This is a genomic window from Pseudomonas sp. 57B-090624 (assembly GCF_003234055.1).
Classification (GTDB): domain Bacteria; phylum Pseudomonadota; class Gammaproteobacteria; order Pseudomonadales; family Pseudomonadaceae; genus Metapseudomonas; species Metapseudomonas tohonis.
The window spans coordinates 50,919-64,839 of sequence record NZ_QKRU01000006.1 but is presented as its reverse complement, the minus strand read 5'-3'; the positions used below and the strand labels follow the sequence as shown (position 1 = coordinate 64,839).

General features: G+C 66.1%; 13 protein-coding genes. 4 read left to right on the top strand and 9 right to left on the bottom strand.

Translation table 11 applies throughout. From position 1 onward, the window contains the following. Positions 1-5 precede the first annotated feature (5 nt). Positions 6-227 (top strand): DUF3203 family protein, encoded by a 222-nt coding sequence (locus DMX10_RS04355; RefSeq protein WP_111259957.1) that lies wholly within the window; start codon positions 6-8, stop codon positions 225-227. On the opposite strand, the gene DMX10_RS04350 is transcribed toward DMX10_RS04355, so the two are convergent. From DMX10_RS04350 to DMX10_RS04320, 8 genes are all read right to left on the bottom strand, one after another. Next, entirely contained in the window at positions 214-1,569 is a 1,356-nt protein-coding gene (locus DMX10_RS04350; RefSeq protein WP_111259956.1) for a sodium:proton antiporter, read from the bottom strand. The two genes, DMX10_RS04355 and DMX10_RS04350, sit on opposite strands and share 14 nt — an antisense overlap. 297 nt (positions 1,570-1,866) lie before the next feature. Next, complete coding sequence (locus DMX10_RS04345) at positions 1,867-3,330, bottom strand: outer membrane protein transport protein (protein WP_111259955.1); 1,464 nt, start codon at positions 3,328-3,330, stop codon at positions 1,867-1,869. A gap of 195 nt (positions 3,331-3,525) precedes the next feature. Then, complete coding sequence (gene praA, locus DMX10_RS04340; protein ID WP_111259954.1) at positions 3,526-4,014, bottom strand: alkane oxidation protein activator PraA; 489 nt, start codon at positions 4,012-4,014, stop codon at positions 3,526-3,528. After that, positions 4,011-4,187: a hypothetical protein gene (locus tag DMX10_RS32745; RefSeq protein ID WP_158545570.1), complete on the bottom strand. Its 177-nt coding sequence runs from the start codon at positions 4,185-4,187 to the stop codon at positions 4,011-4,013. Before DMX10_RS32745 ends, praA begins: the two co-directional genes overlap by 4 nt. 972 nt (positions 4,188-5,159) lie before the next feature. Beyond that, positions 5,160-6,413: an efflux RND transporter periplasmic adaptor subunit gene (locus tag DMX10_RS04335; protein WP_111259953.1), complete on the bottom strand. Its 1,254-nt coding sequence runs from the start codon at positions 6,411-6,413 to the stop codon at positions 5,160-5,162. Next, complete coding sequence (locus DMX10_RS04330) at positions 6,403-7,890, bottom strand: TolC family protein (protein WP_111259952.1); 1,488 nt, start codon at positions 7,888-7,890, stop codon at positions 6,403-6,405. Before DMX10_RS04330 ends, DMX10_RS04335 begins: the two co-directional genes overlap by 11 nt. Next, positions 7,883-9,094: an ABC transporter permease gene (locus tag DMX10_RS04325; protein ID WP_111259951.1), complete on the bottom strand. Its 1,212-nt coding sequence runs from the start codon at positions 9,092-9,094 to the stop codon at positions 7,883-7,885. Before DMX10_RS04325 ends, DMX10_RS04330 begins: the two co-directional genes overlap by 8 nt. Continuing rightward, positions 9,091-9,795, bottom strand: a complete 705-nt coding sequence (locus tag DMX10_RS04320) for an ABC transporter ATP-binding protein (RefSeq protein ID WP_111260006.1) — start codon at positions 9,793-9,795, stop codon at positions 9,091-9,093. The genes DMX10_RS04325 and DMX10_RS04320 overlap by 4 nt, the downstream gene beginning before the upstream one ends. A gap of 393 nt (positions 9,796-10,188) precedes the next feature. Between DMX10_RS04320 and DMX10_RS04315 the strand changes: the two genes are divergently transcribed. The 3 genes from DMX10_RS04315 to DMX10_RS04305 all read left to right on the top strand — a co-directional run bounded on the left by DMX10_RS04315 (position 10,189) and on the right by DMX10_RS04305 (position 13,392). Then, positions 10,189-12,048 carry a phospholipase effector Tle1 domain-containing protein gene (locus tag DMX10_RS04315; RefSeq protein ID WP_158545569.1) on the top strand — a complete coding sequence of 620 codons (1,860 nt, stop codon included), beginning with the start codon at positions 10,189-10,191 and terminating at the stop codon, positions 12,046-12,048. After that, a complete protein-coding gene (locus DMX10_RS04310) occupies positions 12,045-12,674 on the top strand; it encodes a DUF2931 family protein (RefSeq protein ID WP_111259949.1) in 630 nt (209 codons plus the stop codon). Before DMX10_RS04315 ends, DMX10_RS04310 begins: the two co-directional genes overlap by 4 nt. 88 nt (positions 12,675-12,762) lie before the next feature. Beyond that, the gene (locus DMX10_RS04305) at positions 12,763-13,392 is read left to right on the top strand and encodes a DUF2931 family protein (RefSeq protein WP_111259948.1); all 630 of its coding nucleotides are present in this window, start codon (positions 12,763-12,765) and stop codon (positions 13,390-13,392) included. A 102-nt stretch (positions 13,393-13,494) separates the two neighbouring features. On the opposite strand, the gene DMX10_RS04300 is transcribed toward DMX10_RS04305, so the two are convergent. Continuing rightward, positions 13,495-13,824 carry a hypothetical protein gene (locus tag DMX10_RS04300; RefSeq protein WP_111259947.1) on the bottom strand — a complete coding sequence of 110 codons (330 nt, stop codon included), beginning with the start codon at positions 13,822-13,824 and terminating at the stop codon, positions 13,495-13,497. Positions 13,825-13,921: the final 97 nt, after the last annotated feature.

The following is a 13,921-nucleotide window of genomic DNA, read 5'->3' as shown; positions in this document are numbered from 1 at the left end:
CCGACATGCCCGTGACCATCGACCTGGATGGCGGCATCTGCGCCATCGAACTGGACGGCAACCACAGTGAAATGCCGATCCGCGACATCGTCATCACCACCGACGCCGACCTGCGCGCCTCGGTGATCCATTGCCCGGCCGGCAACGCGCTGATCAGCGAGGACGAGGCGCAGGTGCTGGTGGGCGCCGGCGCCAGGGACGACCGCCGCAACCTCATCGCCGACTGAGCCCGGCCCCCGCCCTTCGCTGCCGGGCCTCGTAGAGGTCCAGCAGCGGCTGGGTGCTGAGCCCGTGGAGCAGCAGGCTGCAGGCCACCACGGTGAGGCTGATGCCCATGGCCTCGCGTGCCGCCGCGCCTTCCAGGCCGTGATCGAGGGCGAAACACAGGTAGTAGAGGCTGCCGATGCCGCGCACGCCGAACCAGCCCACCAGCAGGCGCTGCCAGCGATCCAGGCCCGTGCGCGGCAACAGGAGCCAGCAGGCCAGCGGCCGCACCAGGCAGAACAGCGCCAGGGCCAGCCACACACCGCGCCAGTCCCAGCAGGCGCTGAGCGCGGCGCCCAGGAGCATCACCAGCACCACCTCCAGCGCCCGTTCGAGCAATCCGCCGAAGGAGAGGATGTCGACGATCAGGGTGCCGGCGGCGATCTTGCGGTGCTCGCGGCGATCCTCGCCGTACTCGATGCTCACCGGCAGGCCGTCGTCGGACAGCCCGGCCTTGAGCACCGTGCCCTCCTCCGCCGGCACCTCGGAGCCGCCGCTGGAGCGGATCTCGGCATGACGCAGGCCCACCCCGGCGGCGAAGGCGGCGAGAAATCCCCAGGCCTCCAGCAGCTCCGCCCCGACATAGGACAGGGACACCAGGGCCATGCCCAGGAATACGTTGGCGGAGATCGCCGTATCGGCATTGCGCACCCGCGCACTGATGGCCAGGCGACCCACCCGGTTGCCCAGGAAGAACCCCAGCACCAGTGCCACGGGCACGGCCCAGGCGAAGGACAGCAACGCCCATTCCCAGGGCCCTTGATGCCCCAGCCCCAGCAGCACCAGCGCGCCGACCACGAAGGGGAACGCCATGCCGTCGTTCAGCCCCGCCTCGCCGGACAGGCTGAAGCGCAGGGGGTCATCGTCACGGGCATGGTTGACCTGCACCAGGCTGGCCAGCACCGGGTCGGTGGGCGACAGGATCGCGGCGTACAGCAGCGCCGCACCCAGGCCGAACCCCAGCCCCTGGTGGCCGATCCAGGTGCCCAGGGCGATGGTCAGCATCAGCACCGGCCCGGCCAGGACCCAGGCCTTGATCCAGCTCGGATGGTGCAAGGGCAGGCGCAGCTTGAGGCCGCCGATGAACAGGGAGATCAGCACGGCGACTTCGGTGAGGTGTTCGAGCCAGGGGACGATGTCGAGAAAATCATCCCGCCACAGGTTCAGCCCCAGGGGCCCGATGGCCAGCCCGCAGGCGAGATAGAGCAAGGAGGACGTGACCGGCAGCCAGCGCAGGTAGGCCGAGGCCAGCGCCAGGATCAGCAGCAGCACGCCGAGCACTGCCATCCACAGCAGGAAGCTCATGGTCGCCGGCCCATTCGTCTCATCCCCCGTCCCCGTTCGGTCGCCTCTTTATCCAGAGGGCCGGATGGGCCAAGGGTTCAGACTTTGCGGCGCGAGGGTTCCGGCACAGGCGACAGCCCTGCCGGGGGAAAGAGAAGGGCCGCTGATTCCTTCCGGCGGCCGACGTAAAAAGGGGGCAGGCCCACCCGTGGTGAGGACACGAGCCCGGACCCGCCCCAACTTCCCCGCCTGTTCTGATCGGCCCGATGCCCCGGGAACCGGGTGACGATCGAGGACACAGGTGGGGAATTTCCAGCCTTAGAACATGTAGGTGGCCGAGACGCTGAAGATCTGCCCCTTGGATTCCACCTTGCCGTCGATACGGCCACCACCCAGGCGATCCTGGTTCTGGGTGCGCAGGCGACCCTCGTCGACGAACTGGCGGGAATAGGCCACATCCACGCTCAGGTTCGGGTCGGAGGCGAAGCGGTAGCTGCCGCCCAGGGAGACGAAGGTGCGGTCGCCGTCGGGGATGCGCGCATCGCGGGTGGAGTTGCGGGTCGGCGTCTGGTCCATCGCGACCCCTGCACGCAGGGTCAGCTGGTCGTTGAAGCGGTAGTCACCGCCCACCGAGTACATCCAGGTGTCCTTGTAGTTGTAGGGGATGTCGACGATCAGGTTGCCGTGGGAGGTCAGCTTCAGGGACTCGAAGGACGACCACTCGGTCCAGGTCACGCTGGCGCCCAGGCTGAAGCTGTCGTTGAAGTCATGCACCCAGTCCAGGGTGGCCATGGCCGGGATGTCCATGCGCGATTCGGCATGGTCGCCATTGGGATTCAACACCAGGCCCGGATAGACGAGGGCAAGAGCGTCCGGGTTCATCAGGCCGATGGAGTCGAAGGGAGCCATGCCGGTGGCATCGTTGAAATGCCAGTTGTAGTCACCATCCAGCTCATTCTTGATCTTGGCGTGATAGGCAAGGCCCAGGGTGTCCCGCGCGGTCGGCTTCCAGGCCACGCTGGCGAACCAGCCGGGCGAAATGTTATCGACCTTGACCCGCATCGTCGCCTTCGACGCACCTGCCGGCACGCCGTTCAATGGCGAGTTGGGCGCAGCGCCGGCAGCGGCCAGCAGGTCGACGTTCTGCCCGACGAAGCCTTGGGTGCGCTGGATCACCACGCCCCCGCCCACGGCCCACTGATCATCGATCTTGAACGACAACGAACCTGCCAAGGCTGCGGTCTCGATCTTGGTATCAAGGGCGAAGTCCTTGCCGACGAAGTTCTTGTCCCAGGTGCTGCGCATGCCCATGGGTACGACCTGCGCGAGGCCGAAAGCGAAACGATCACCGACCGGGATCACCAGGAACTGCGTAGGCAGCCACTTGCTGAAGCCACCGTTGCCCCCATCGCCCAATGCCCGAGCGTTGGGGCCGTTGACATCGTTCACGTCGTCGTATTCGACGCGCGGTTTGCCTTGGTAGTCATAGGCCTGCCCTTTGAACTTCATGTCGATATCGGCATAGATCGCCGACACCTGGCCGATGGGCCGCTCGATGAAGGCCATGGCGGCCGGGTTGTTGAAAGCGGCGCTGGGGTCGTTCTTCCAGACAGAACCACCGGCGAAGGCGCGGCCCCAACCGGGCGTGCCATAGGTGGGTACGGCAAAGGCACCGGCTTCGGCTTGCTGGGCACCGATCACGGCACCGAGGATGGCCAGGCTCAGCAAACTGCGTTTGCACGTGAAATTGAATAAAGAGGGGCGCTTCGAATACGTCTTCATGACAACTCCTTGCTTATTATAATTTTCTGCCTCACGGGGCGCATCCTGCACAACTAATAGTTCAGGAAATCAAACTTCCTCACTAATGGCTCGAAACGTTTCTTACTTGCCGAATGTGCTGAACCCATATCGCGACAGTATTCCAATCAGAATGAAAGCGGCCTTTCCACCCTGGGATGGGAAGGCCGCTCACGCTTACGGAACCAGCGTGAATGCCGGGGTCGGATTCACATACAGGCTCTGGATGGTGCAGGAGCCAACCGGCTGGTTCGGGTTCAGGGTGAGCTTGTTGTCAGCGTTGCTCCAGACACCATTCACGGTGACCGGGGAGCTGCTGCAGTTGATACCGGCCACGGTGAACTTGACGCCGCTGACATTGCCAGCGGTGAGGCTGGATGCGGTCAGGGTCCAGGGCAGGCCAGCGGCGCTTGCTGCGCTGCAGAGGGTGCCGCCGGTGATGTTCACGGCAGTGATGGTGGCTTTGTCAGCGCCGCCCACGGAGGTGGTGCCGATGAATTCAACGTTGCAGGTCACTGCGGGGATCAGCAGACCGGGCTTGACCACCGAAACACCCTTGGCGGAGAAGGCGGTGTTGGCCGGAGTGATGGTCACGGCCATGGCCGAGGAGGCGCCCATGCACAGGGCCAGAGCAGCGGTAGCAACGGAGAGTTTGGACATTTTCATTGTTTTCGTTCCTTGGTTGATAAGCAAAACATGGTTTTGTTTTTGGTCACTGGGAATACACCACGAAGACCTTCCTGTTTAACCCATGACCGCTTTTCAAACTTGCCCATCAACCCGCTGTTAGAATTACCGGCGGAAATCATTCCAACTCCGATAACGATCAACAACGACACACACTGTTTCCGGGCAAGTTCCCAGGCCAACTTCCGTTGCAGAGGAATAACAATCGAAGTGCAGCTATCCAGGCTGCGTCATGTCATCCATCCAACAACGTCCGCATGGCACTGATCGGGCCGGTACCTGCCGAAGCAAGTGCCGGACGAGTTCCTCAACGCTGTCGTTCAATCACGCTCGTTTCGATGCAGGGCCACGGACATTCGACGGCCTGCGAGAAGGTTTCCACCGCTTCCGCCACCGGGGCGGAGAGGACGCATCGGGTCGGGCACGAGGCTCGATACGAGGCGAGGGAGCCGGGCGGCAGATTCCCGGCAAGTGATAGGGGCGATGCCTGAAACAGGCGAAAAATGGAGCATCCGTTGCCACCTCCCTGCTGCGTTCCAATGCGTAGCGATCTTTACCGACTCGCCAGGGGTTGTTACTCATCGGCGTCTTACCTGTGGGACCCGGGCTCGTGCCGTTCGTGGGTGACTTCCCAGTGGGTAGCGCCGGGAACGAGATTAGGTCGCTGGACCGCATTTCATACCTAGCAAAAGGTTGGGCACCCCCGCCCCAGAGCCTGCCAGCGGAGCCGCAAAAACGTGAACTTCCTACACACCTGCGTCAAAGGTCGTTCGCCATATAGCTGACTGTCCCGACAACTCGGGGCTTGACGGGTGTTTCCATAACGGACACCCCTCCTCCACGCGCATCGTTCTGGTGCATGAATTGATTGTTCGAAAAATTAATCCGCGCCCATCCACGGCGAATCTGCCGGCAGAAAGCCGGGTAATGCGCGCGATCGTGCGAACTGGAAGCAGAAAACCGCTGCACGCCGCAGGTTGGGCCTAGGCACCAAGCCCAACGCATCGGCGTCTCAATGGGCCGCACGGCGTTGGGCCTCGCTACGCTCGGCGCCAACCTACGGGGATTGCGGGGGATGCAGCACAGGCCGGGTGAACCCGGCGCGGATGGCGAAACGCGGAGGCTCAGCCGGAGATGCCGACGAACCCGGGCTCCAGCCCGAATACCTCGACACCCGCCGGCGTCGCACGGCCTGTGCGGACCTGCACTTCCCGCGCGGGCTGCTCCAGGCTGGGGCGATAGTCCAGCAGCCAGCGCCCATCCACGCTGCGCAGGGCGCCGGGGGGCACGACCATGGCGGACTCGTTGCGGTAGGCGAGGATCGACAGGCGTGCACTCATGCCCAGCCGTACACGGCGCATCTGCTCCTCGTTGAGGTCGGGGATGGCGACCATCACTTCGAACTGCGCGCCACCCTGGGTGCTCGGCAGCGCCTGGCCGCCCACCACGCTGACCGTCCCGTGCAGCGCCTCGCCCTCGAAGCCGTCGCCCTGCACGTCCACCGCCATGCCTTCGCGCAGCTGGTTGACGTCCAGCTCGGAAACCCGTGCCACGATCTTCAGCCGCTCGATGCTGGCCAGGCCGAACAGCGGCGCGCCCTGGGTCACCTGGGAGCCGGCCTGCACCGGCCCGCGCGCGGCGTCATCCAGGCTCAACCCCGGGGCCGGCACCACGATGCCGGCGAAGGGCGCCCTGATCTCCCGTGCCTCCAGCAGCTTGCGCAGCGCATCGTGCTTGACCTCCGCGTTGGCCAGCTCCATTTCGGCGATCTGCAGGTACTCGCCACCGCCGCGCGCCTGGGAGCGGGCCAGGTCGCGCTCGGCGGCGCTCAGGTCCATGCGTTGCAGGCGCGCCTGCTGCTCCAGGTCCTCCAGCTCGTTGCGCGGGATGATGCCGCGGTCGAACAGCGCGCGGGTCTGGCCGAGCTTCTTCTCGGTGCTGGCCAGGGCCAGCTGGGCGCTGCGCAGGGTACGGCGGGCGCGGGACATTTCCTCGCCGCTGTCCCAGTCCTTGAGCTCCTGCACCGCGCGCCGCGCCTTGAGCAGGGCCGACAGCGCATCGCGCTGCTGCACCTCGGTCTCGGCCGCGTCCATGCGCAGCAGCAACTGCCCGGCCTGGACCCGCTGCCCCGGCTCCACCAGGGATTCGGCCACGATGCCGGCGAAAGGCGCGCCCAGCGCCAGGGTCCTGTCCGGTTCGATGCGCCCCACCAGGCCGATGCTGTGCTCCAGCGGCGCCGGGTCCACGCGCTGCCAGTGCATGGCCGTCGGCGCCGCCCCGGGCGCCTCGCGCAGGCCCCAGGTGATGCCGGCGATGACCAGCACGGCGACGGCGAGCAGCAGGCCACGGCGGGCCAGCGGGGAGCGGTCAGTAGTCATTGAGCGAGATGTCCCATCTGTCGAGCGTCATGCCCAGGGCCAGGTCCAGTTGCGTCTGCGCCTCGAGGTAGGCGATCAGCGCATTGAGGCGGGCGTTCTCGGCGTTGCGCAGGTCACTCTCGAAGCTGAGCACCTGGAAGTTGCTGGAGCGCCCGGCGTTGAGCTTGTCACGCTCGATGTCCAGCTTGCGCCGCGACAGCTCCAGCGCACGGTTGGCGATCTCCAGCTGGCGCCAGCGCGTGCCCACGTCGCGCACCACATCGGTGACGTTGCGCTCCAGGGCCTGGCGCGCATCGGCCACCTGCAGCTCCTGGTCCTCGACGTTGACCCGTGCCTGCACCTCGCCCTGGCGCCGCGTCAGGTCGCCGATGGGGATGTCCACGCGCACCCCGGCGTAGCTGTCCCAGGAGCGGTCGCTGCCGCTGCTGTACGGGTAGTCGTAGCGGTCCCGCGTCTGGCTGCCACCCACTTCCAGAGACACATCCCAGAGCCGCTGGTTCTTCGCCACCACCAGGTTGATGTCCGCCTGCTGGCGGTTGATCAGCTGGCGCAGGTAGTCCGGTTGCTGCTGCTCGGCGAGCCGCACCGCCTGTTCACGGTTGACCTCGATGCGCTCGGCTTCCAGGGCGTCGCTGGCGCGCACCTGCGAGGACAGGTCCAGGGCCAGCAGGCGCAGCAGCTCCAGGCGCGCGGAGTCCAGCTGGTTGGCGGCCTCCTCCACACTCAGCTCCTGGGTGGCGAGGTCGGCCTCGGTCTGCACGATCTCGAATTCGGCCATGCGCCCGGCCTCGATCATCGAGCGGTTGACCGAGACCAGCTGCTGGGTGCGCTCCAGCGCGGCGCGGGCGATGCGCTGCTGCTCCTGGGCGCGCAGCAGGTTGCGGTAGGCGCTGATGATGGCGGTGACCGTCTGCGACACGCTGGATTTGAGGTTGAGCCGGTTGGCCTGCTCCGACAGCTGGGCCAGGCGCACCGGCGCGGTGTTCACCTCGCGCCCGGCGCCACGCAGCAGCGGCTGGATGATGCTCAGGTCGACGCCGTCGTTGCGCGTGCGCCCTGCCCGGTCGGCATCGTTGTAGCCCTTGCTCCAGCCCAGGGCGAACTGGGTGCCGTATTCGTTGAGGACGGTCGCGGTGGGGCCGATGCGGCCATCACGGTAGCGGTCCTGGTGGTTGCGGTTGGCCCGGTAGCTGCCGGTGATGTAGAGCTTGGGGTTGAACACGTCCTCGGCGACGCGCAGGTCGAACTTCTCGGCGATGCGCCGCAGGTAGCCGCTCTGGATGCTGCGGTTGTTGCGCAGGCCGAGGAACACGGCGTCCAGCAGCGTCAGGTCGGCCATCTGCTCGCTGAGCAACGGGCCGTTGCCCTGGCGCTCCATGGTCGGCGCGGAAGGGTCCAGGCGCTCCTCGCCCCAGGGCTTGGCCTGGGCGGGCAGGACCAGGGCCAGGAGGATCGCGGCGAACAGGCGACTAGGCATCGCGCAACGCCTCCACCGGTTGCAGGCGCGCCGCCGAGATGGCCGGGTACAGGCCGAAGAACAGCCCCACCAGCAGCGTGCTGCCCATGCCCAGCGGCAACGCCGAGGCCGCCATGGCGAACTCCCAGCCGGAGATACGCGCATAGCCCCAGGCGGCGGCCACGCCGAGCAGCGCCCCGGATACCGCGCCGGCGGCGGTCAGTGCCACCGCCTCCACCAGGAACAGGTTGCGGATGTCCCGCCGCCGCGCGCCGAGCGCCATGCGCACACCGATCTCGCGGCGGCGCTCGCTGACGTTCATCAGCATCACGTTCATCACCCCCACCCCGCCACCCACCAGGGAGATGCCGCCCAGGGCCGCCAGCAGGTAGGTGAAGGTGCGGGTCTGCTGCTGCATGGCATCGATCATCTGCTGGGCCACCTGCAGCGTGCCCTTCTGTTCGCCGGCGATCTCGCGATTGATCCGCTGCAGCAGCCGCTCGCCGGTGCTGGGCACGTCCCGCCCCGGCACCACCCGCGCGATCAGCGTGCCGATGTTCGGCGCCGGGTTGACCCGCACCATCCCCGCCAACGGCAGGAACAGCGACTCATCGGCAGTGAAGGGGATGATGCCGCCCGCGCCCTGGGGCTTGAGGATGCCGATCACCTGGAACTGGTAGTCGTCGATGCGCAGGCTATCGCCCACCTCCAGCGGATCACCGGAAACCCCCAGCGCTAGGGCCGCTTCGGCACCGACCACAACGAAAGTCTGGCGGGCATCGAAAACCGACAGGTAGCGTCCCTGCGCCACCCGCAACCGCGCGGCCTCGCCCAGCGACGCGTCGGCACCGACCAGCGCCAGGTTGCGGGTACGCCCGTGGAACACCACCTGGCTGCTGTAGAGCACCAGCGGGCTGGCGTGCTCGATGCCGGGTACGTCCGCCTCCAGCGTCGGGCCGTCCAGCGCCAGCGGCAGGCCATCGGCGCCCCGGGGGGATGAAGGCAGCTGCACCACCACCGCCTCGGTGCCCATCTCGCGGAACACGCTCATGGCCTGGTCGGCGGCGTTCTGCCCGATGTTCAGCAGGGCGATGACCGAGCAACTGCCCATGACGATCCCCAGCAGCGCCAGCAACGAGCGCCGCCCGAGGTTGCGCAGGCTGCCCAGCGCCTCGTGCAGCAGCTGCGACAGCGATGGGGCCGGAGCGGCGTCCAGCAGCGTCATGCCGGGACCGCCTCGTCCACCACCCTGCCCTCGCGCACGCGGATGCGCCGTTCCAGCCGCGCGGCGATGCCGGGGTCGTGGGTGACGATCACCAGGGTCACGCCGCTGGCGCGGTTGAGCTCCAGCAGCAGCTGCATGATGTCTTCGGCGGTGGCGGCGTCGAGGTTGCCGGTGGGCTCGTCGGCGAGGATCAGCGCCGGCTCGCCCACCAACGCGCGGGCGATGGCCACCCGCTGCCGCTGGCCGCCGGAAAGGTCCGCCGGCAAGTGCCCGGCGCGGGCCGCGAGCCCCACCCGTTCGAGCATGGCGTGAGCCCGCTCGCGGGACTCGCGCAGGGCCACGCCGCGGTAGCTGAGCGGCAGCGCGACATTGTCCAGCGCGCTGAGCCGGGGCAGCAGGTTGAAGCTCTGGAAGACGAAGCCGATCAGGCGGTTGCGCAGCGCCGCCAGGTCATCCGGGCTGGCCGTGAACACATCGTGCCCAGCGAGGTGGTAGAAGCCGCTGGTGGGCAGGTCGAGCAGGCCGAGAATGTTCAGCAGCGTGCTCTTGCCCGAGCCGGAACTGCCAAGAATGGCGCAGCTCTCGCCCCGGGCGATCTCCAGGGAGACGCCGCCGAGGATGCGCAGCTCCTGCTCGGCGAGCCGATAGCGCTTGTCGATGTCCCGCAGGCGGATGAGCCGCTCGTTATTGTTGTTCAACATGTCCATGTTTCCGCTGACCTGCATCCTTTAGCGGACCGATACCCGGCCCCGAAATCGGGAAGCCGTGAGTCAGATAATTAACACCCGCCAGTAAGGCCAGGAACCCACAGCAGGTATAGCCAATCTTTAGTTTGGCGAAGGGTCTCACTTGCCCCACGCCGCGTGACAGCCAACCCTTCAGCGCATTGCGTGCCTTCCAGGCCCGGCCGGATGCGTCGAGCCTTTACGGACAGGACACGCCCCACCTTCAGCCCTTTCCGATTTCCTTTCCCTTGCCACATCCCGAGCCTTGAGGCCTCGCGCCCTGCCCTGATTGCGGGCTGCTGGCGCGGTTCACGGCCGGGCGCTCCAGGCGCTTGGGCTCCGCTCAACGACAGGGGATGGGGAATCGACATGGCTATTGGGCATTTCATTCACGCAGGCGACAAAACCACCTGCGGGGGAACGGTTTTGGAGGGCGACAACCAGGTCAAATGGCGCGGAGTCGTCCACGCCCGGGAGGGCGACCGTGTCACCTGTGGCAAGGATGGCAAGGTCTACCTGATCGTCGGCGGCATCGCGCACATGCGCAGCCGAGGACGAAAGATGGCAGGTACGCTGGACAGCGCCAGCAGCTGCCCCTGCGGCTCGCTCTTGATCCACTCGCTATCCAGCGCAACGTACAACTCCAATCGAAGCGCCACCACCGCCAACGCGGCCCCCACAGCCACCGCAACACCATTTGCCGCCACACGCCCCGCACACACATCAGAGCCCACCAGGAACAACCTGCAAGGGCATGGGCAGAAAAGCGAGGAAGAGAAGAAAGAGGACATCGGCATCACGCTGCGCCTGGGCCTGTTCTTCGATGGCACCGGTAACAACCAGGCCAACTCGGCACTCACCGAACAGTGCCGGCGCGAGGATCGCCAGCAGTTCGACGAAGAAGCACTGAGCGCCCTCATCAGCCACTGCGCCCGCTACGGTTACCGTGACCCGGACGAGGGTGGCCTCTTCCGCCAAGTGCCTGACAACAGCTACGGCAATGCGCCGAGCAATGTGGCGTATCTCTATGCGCTGTATCCGGACAACACCGCCACACCTGCTTCTGCAGACAGCGCCACAGGCTTCGCACGCCTTTATTTTGAAGGCATCGGCACAACCAGTGGCGGCTCGGACTCCGTACTGCCGGCCCAGGCCAGCGGGCGGGGCGATACCGGCATCCTGTATCGGGTGGCACAGAGCCCGGACAAGATCAAAGACCAACTGAACCTGTTCATTCAAACCCACCCAGGCATACAGATACGTACGCTGGAGTTCGACCTCTTCGGTTTCAGTCGCGGCGCGGCGGCAGCTCGGCACTTCGCCAACGAAGTGCTCAAACCCGATGGAGGCCTGCTCGCCGAGGTGCTCCGGGGCGGCCGGTTCGGCTTGGCCTCAAGCTTCGACTGGCGGCGCGATAGCCGCCTCAACTTCATCGGCCTGTTCGATACCGTGGCGGCGACGGTCGACCCGCTGCGGGGCGACTGGAGCCCGGCCAACGCCGACAACCCCGGCATCAATCTCTACTTGCCTCCCGGTTGCGCGCGCAAGGTAGTCCAGTTGGTGGCAGGCTCCGAGCGGCGCTGGAACTTCGCGCTCAACAGCGTGGCCCCGCACCACCAGGAAATCAGCCTGCCAGGCGTTCATTCGGATATCGGTGGCGGCTACCCGCCGCTGATGGAAGAGCGCCTGCTGGCCTCCCAACCGCGCACGGCAACGGAACGCCCCGGCCAGCCGCTGGACGCCACCCCGGCGTGGCTGGAGGCCCAGCACGAAGTCAGCCGCCTCCAGTCCCTCGGCCTGCCCGGCGATGGCGAAATCCGGATCAATGCCTGGCCGGTCCAGGGCACCCACCCCATTCAGGAGCGAACCGGCATGCAAGCCCTGGTCGGTGTCGTGCTACAGCGAAAGGTGCGTGGCGAGTTATCGCGGGTGGCATTGCGCACCATGCGTGAGCTAGGGACGAAGCATGGCGTGCCGTTCGATGTGATCAACGACAATGACCCGCGTTTTGGACTGCCTGCCGATCTACGCCCAATTGCCGAAAAAATCCTCGCCTATGTACAAGGCGCCCCGTCCAAGCTGAGCCCGGACGACCTGCGCCACCTGTGGGCGCGCTATATCCACCTGTCAGCCCACTGGACACCGAGCAAGGGGCTGCTGATCAGCAAACCCGCACCCAACCAGCGGCTGGTCTTCAACAACCGACCGCAAGCGGGGTACCCGCAATGAAGCGCCTGTTGCTGGCCCTCGTCATCCTCGCCCTGGCCGGTTGCGCGGCAGGCTCCGGCCGACCGAGGCTGCCCTATGACTACTGGTACGTCGGTCTTGCCGCGCCACGATTCATGGAGGTCTGGGTGGAAAGCGTGGATGTCATCGATCGCCGAGGACTGGCGTACTTCCATATCCACGGTGGAGTCGTCAGCTACACCGGCAACCCGGTTGGCTGGCACAACGGCGGCGGTGCCATGAAGCAGGCATCCAATGTCGACTTGCCCGAAACGCTGTTCGTGCGCTGGCAGTCCCTGGTGGAACCCCAGACCTACAAGCTGCGCATCGATATCCCGCAGTGGGTGCGTGACGAGATGCTCCAGCCACAGCGCACCTACTGCCAAGGCTCCAAAAGCTGGGAGACCGACTACCGCAAGATCGTCTCCATCGGCATGGCACCCGGTGGCATCGCCAAGGCCTGGGTGGGTGGGCCATGCCTGTCGAATATCGAGATCGGGCGCTACCGGGCCAAGGTCGATACGAGGGGCCCCTACGAGGGCCACTCCAATGGGCGCTACTACCGCCCACCCACTGATGCCGCGCAGGCCTATATCAAGCAACACGGCATCCCTTATGAGTCCTGGTAATCGCTGCCTGGGCAGGGGGCCGGCTGGCAGACCGGCTCCCCGACGCCCGCTTCATCCTCGACAACAAACCGCAAGCGGGGTACCCGCAATGAAGCGCCTGTTGCTGGCCCTTGTCATCCTTGCCCTGGCCGGTTGCGCGGCAGGCTCCGGCCGGCCGAGGCTGCCCTATGACTACTGGTATGTCGGGATAGGCGCCCCCCGCTTCATGGAGGTCTGGGTGGAAAGCGTGGATGTCATCGATCGCCGTGGTTATGCGTACTTCGATATCCACGGCGGTGTAGTGGCCTACAACGACAAGACGCCCGGCTGGTACGACGGTGGCGGGAAGATGATGCCGGTCAGCAATGTCGACTTGCCCGAAACCCTGTTCGTGCGCTGGCAGTCCCTGGTGGAACCCCAGACCTACAAGCTTCGCATCGATATCCCGCAGTGGGTGCGTGACGAGATGCTCCAGCCGCAGCGCACCTACTGCCAAGGCTCCAAAAGCTGGGAGACCGACTACCGCAAGATCGTCTCCATCGGCATGGCCCCCGGTGGCATCGCCAAGGCCTGGGTGGGTGGGCCATGCCTGTCGAATATCGAGATCGGGCGCTACCGGGCCAAGGTCGATACGAGGGGCCCCTACGAGGGCCACTCCAATGGGCGCTACTACCGCCCACCCACTGATGCCGCGCAGGCCTATATCAAGCAACACGGCATCCCTTATGAGTCCTGGTAATCGTCACGCCTGGGCAGGGGGCCGGCTGGCAGCGACGTAGCCCGGGCTTCAGCCCGGGGCAGGCCTGGCAACGCACCGGTGGGTGCGTTGCCCGGGAGGCCCTCAACCGACGCGCAACACCGCCACCACCTCCTGGCTGACCCAGCGCCGCAACAGGCGGTTTTCCGGGTGGAAGCAGTAGACGCTGAGCAGATCATGCAGGCCGGATTCGCTTACCACAGCTTCCTCCTCGAACCAGCCGTTGGCGGTGCGCAGGCGCACGCGGCGGTGTTGGTCGTCACAGAGGCGGAACAGGGTCCGGCGGTTGATATCGGTGTTGAGCAGGCGGCGCAGGTCGCGGGTGGAAAACCAGGCTTCGTGGCCCATCAGGAAAGCGCGCAGTTGACGCTGGTGACGCAGGAAGGTGCGAGGGGTGATCTCGGGAAGGGTCATGGCAGTACTCCATCCTGTGATAGAGCCGCCACCCACTGCATGAAGGGTGGCGGACCGTGCGAGGTGGAAGTACCGGGAAGTCACACAAAACCGGCTG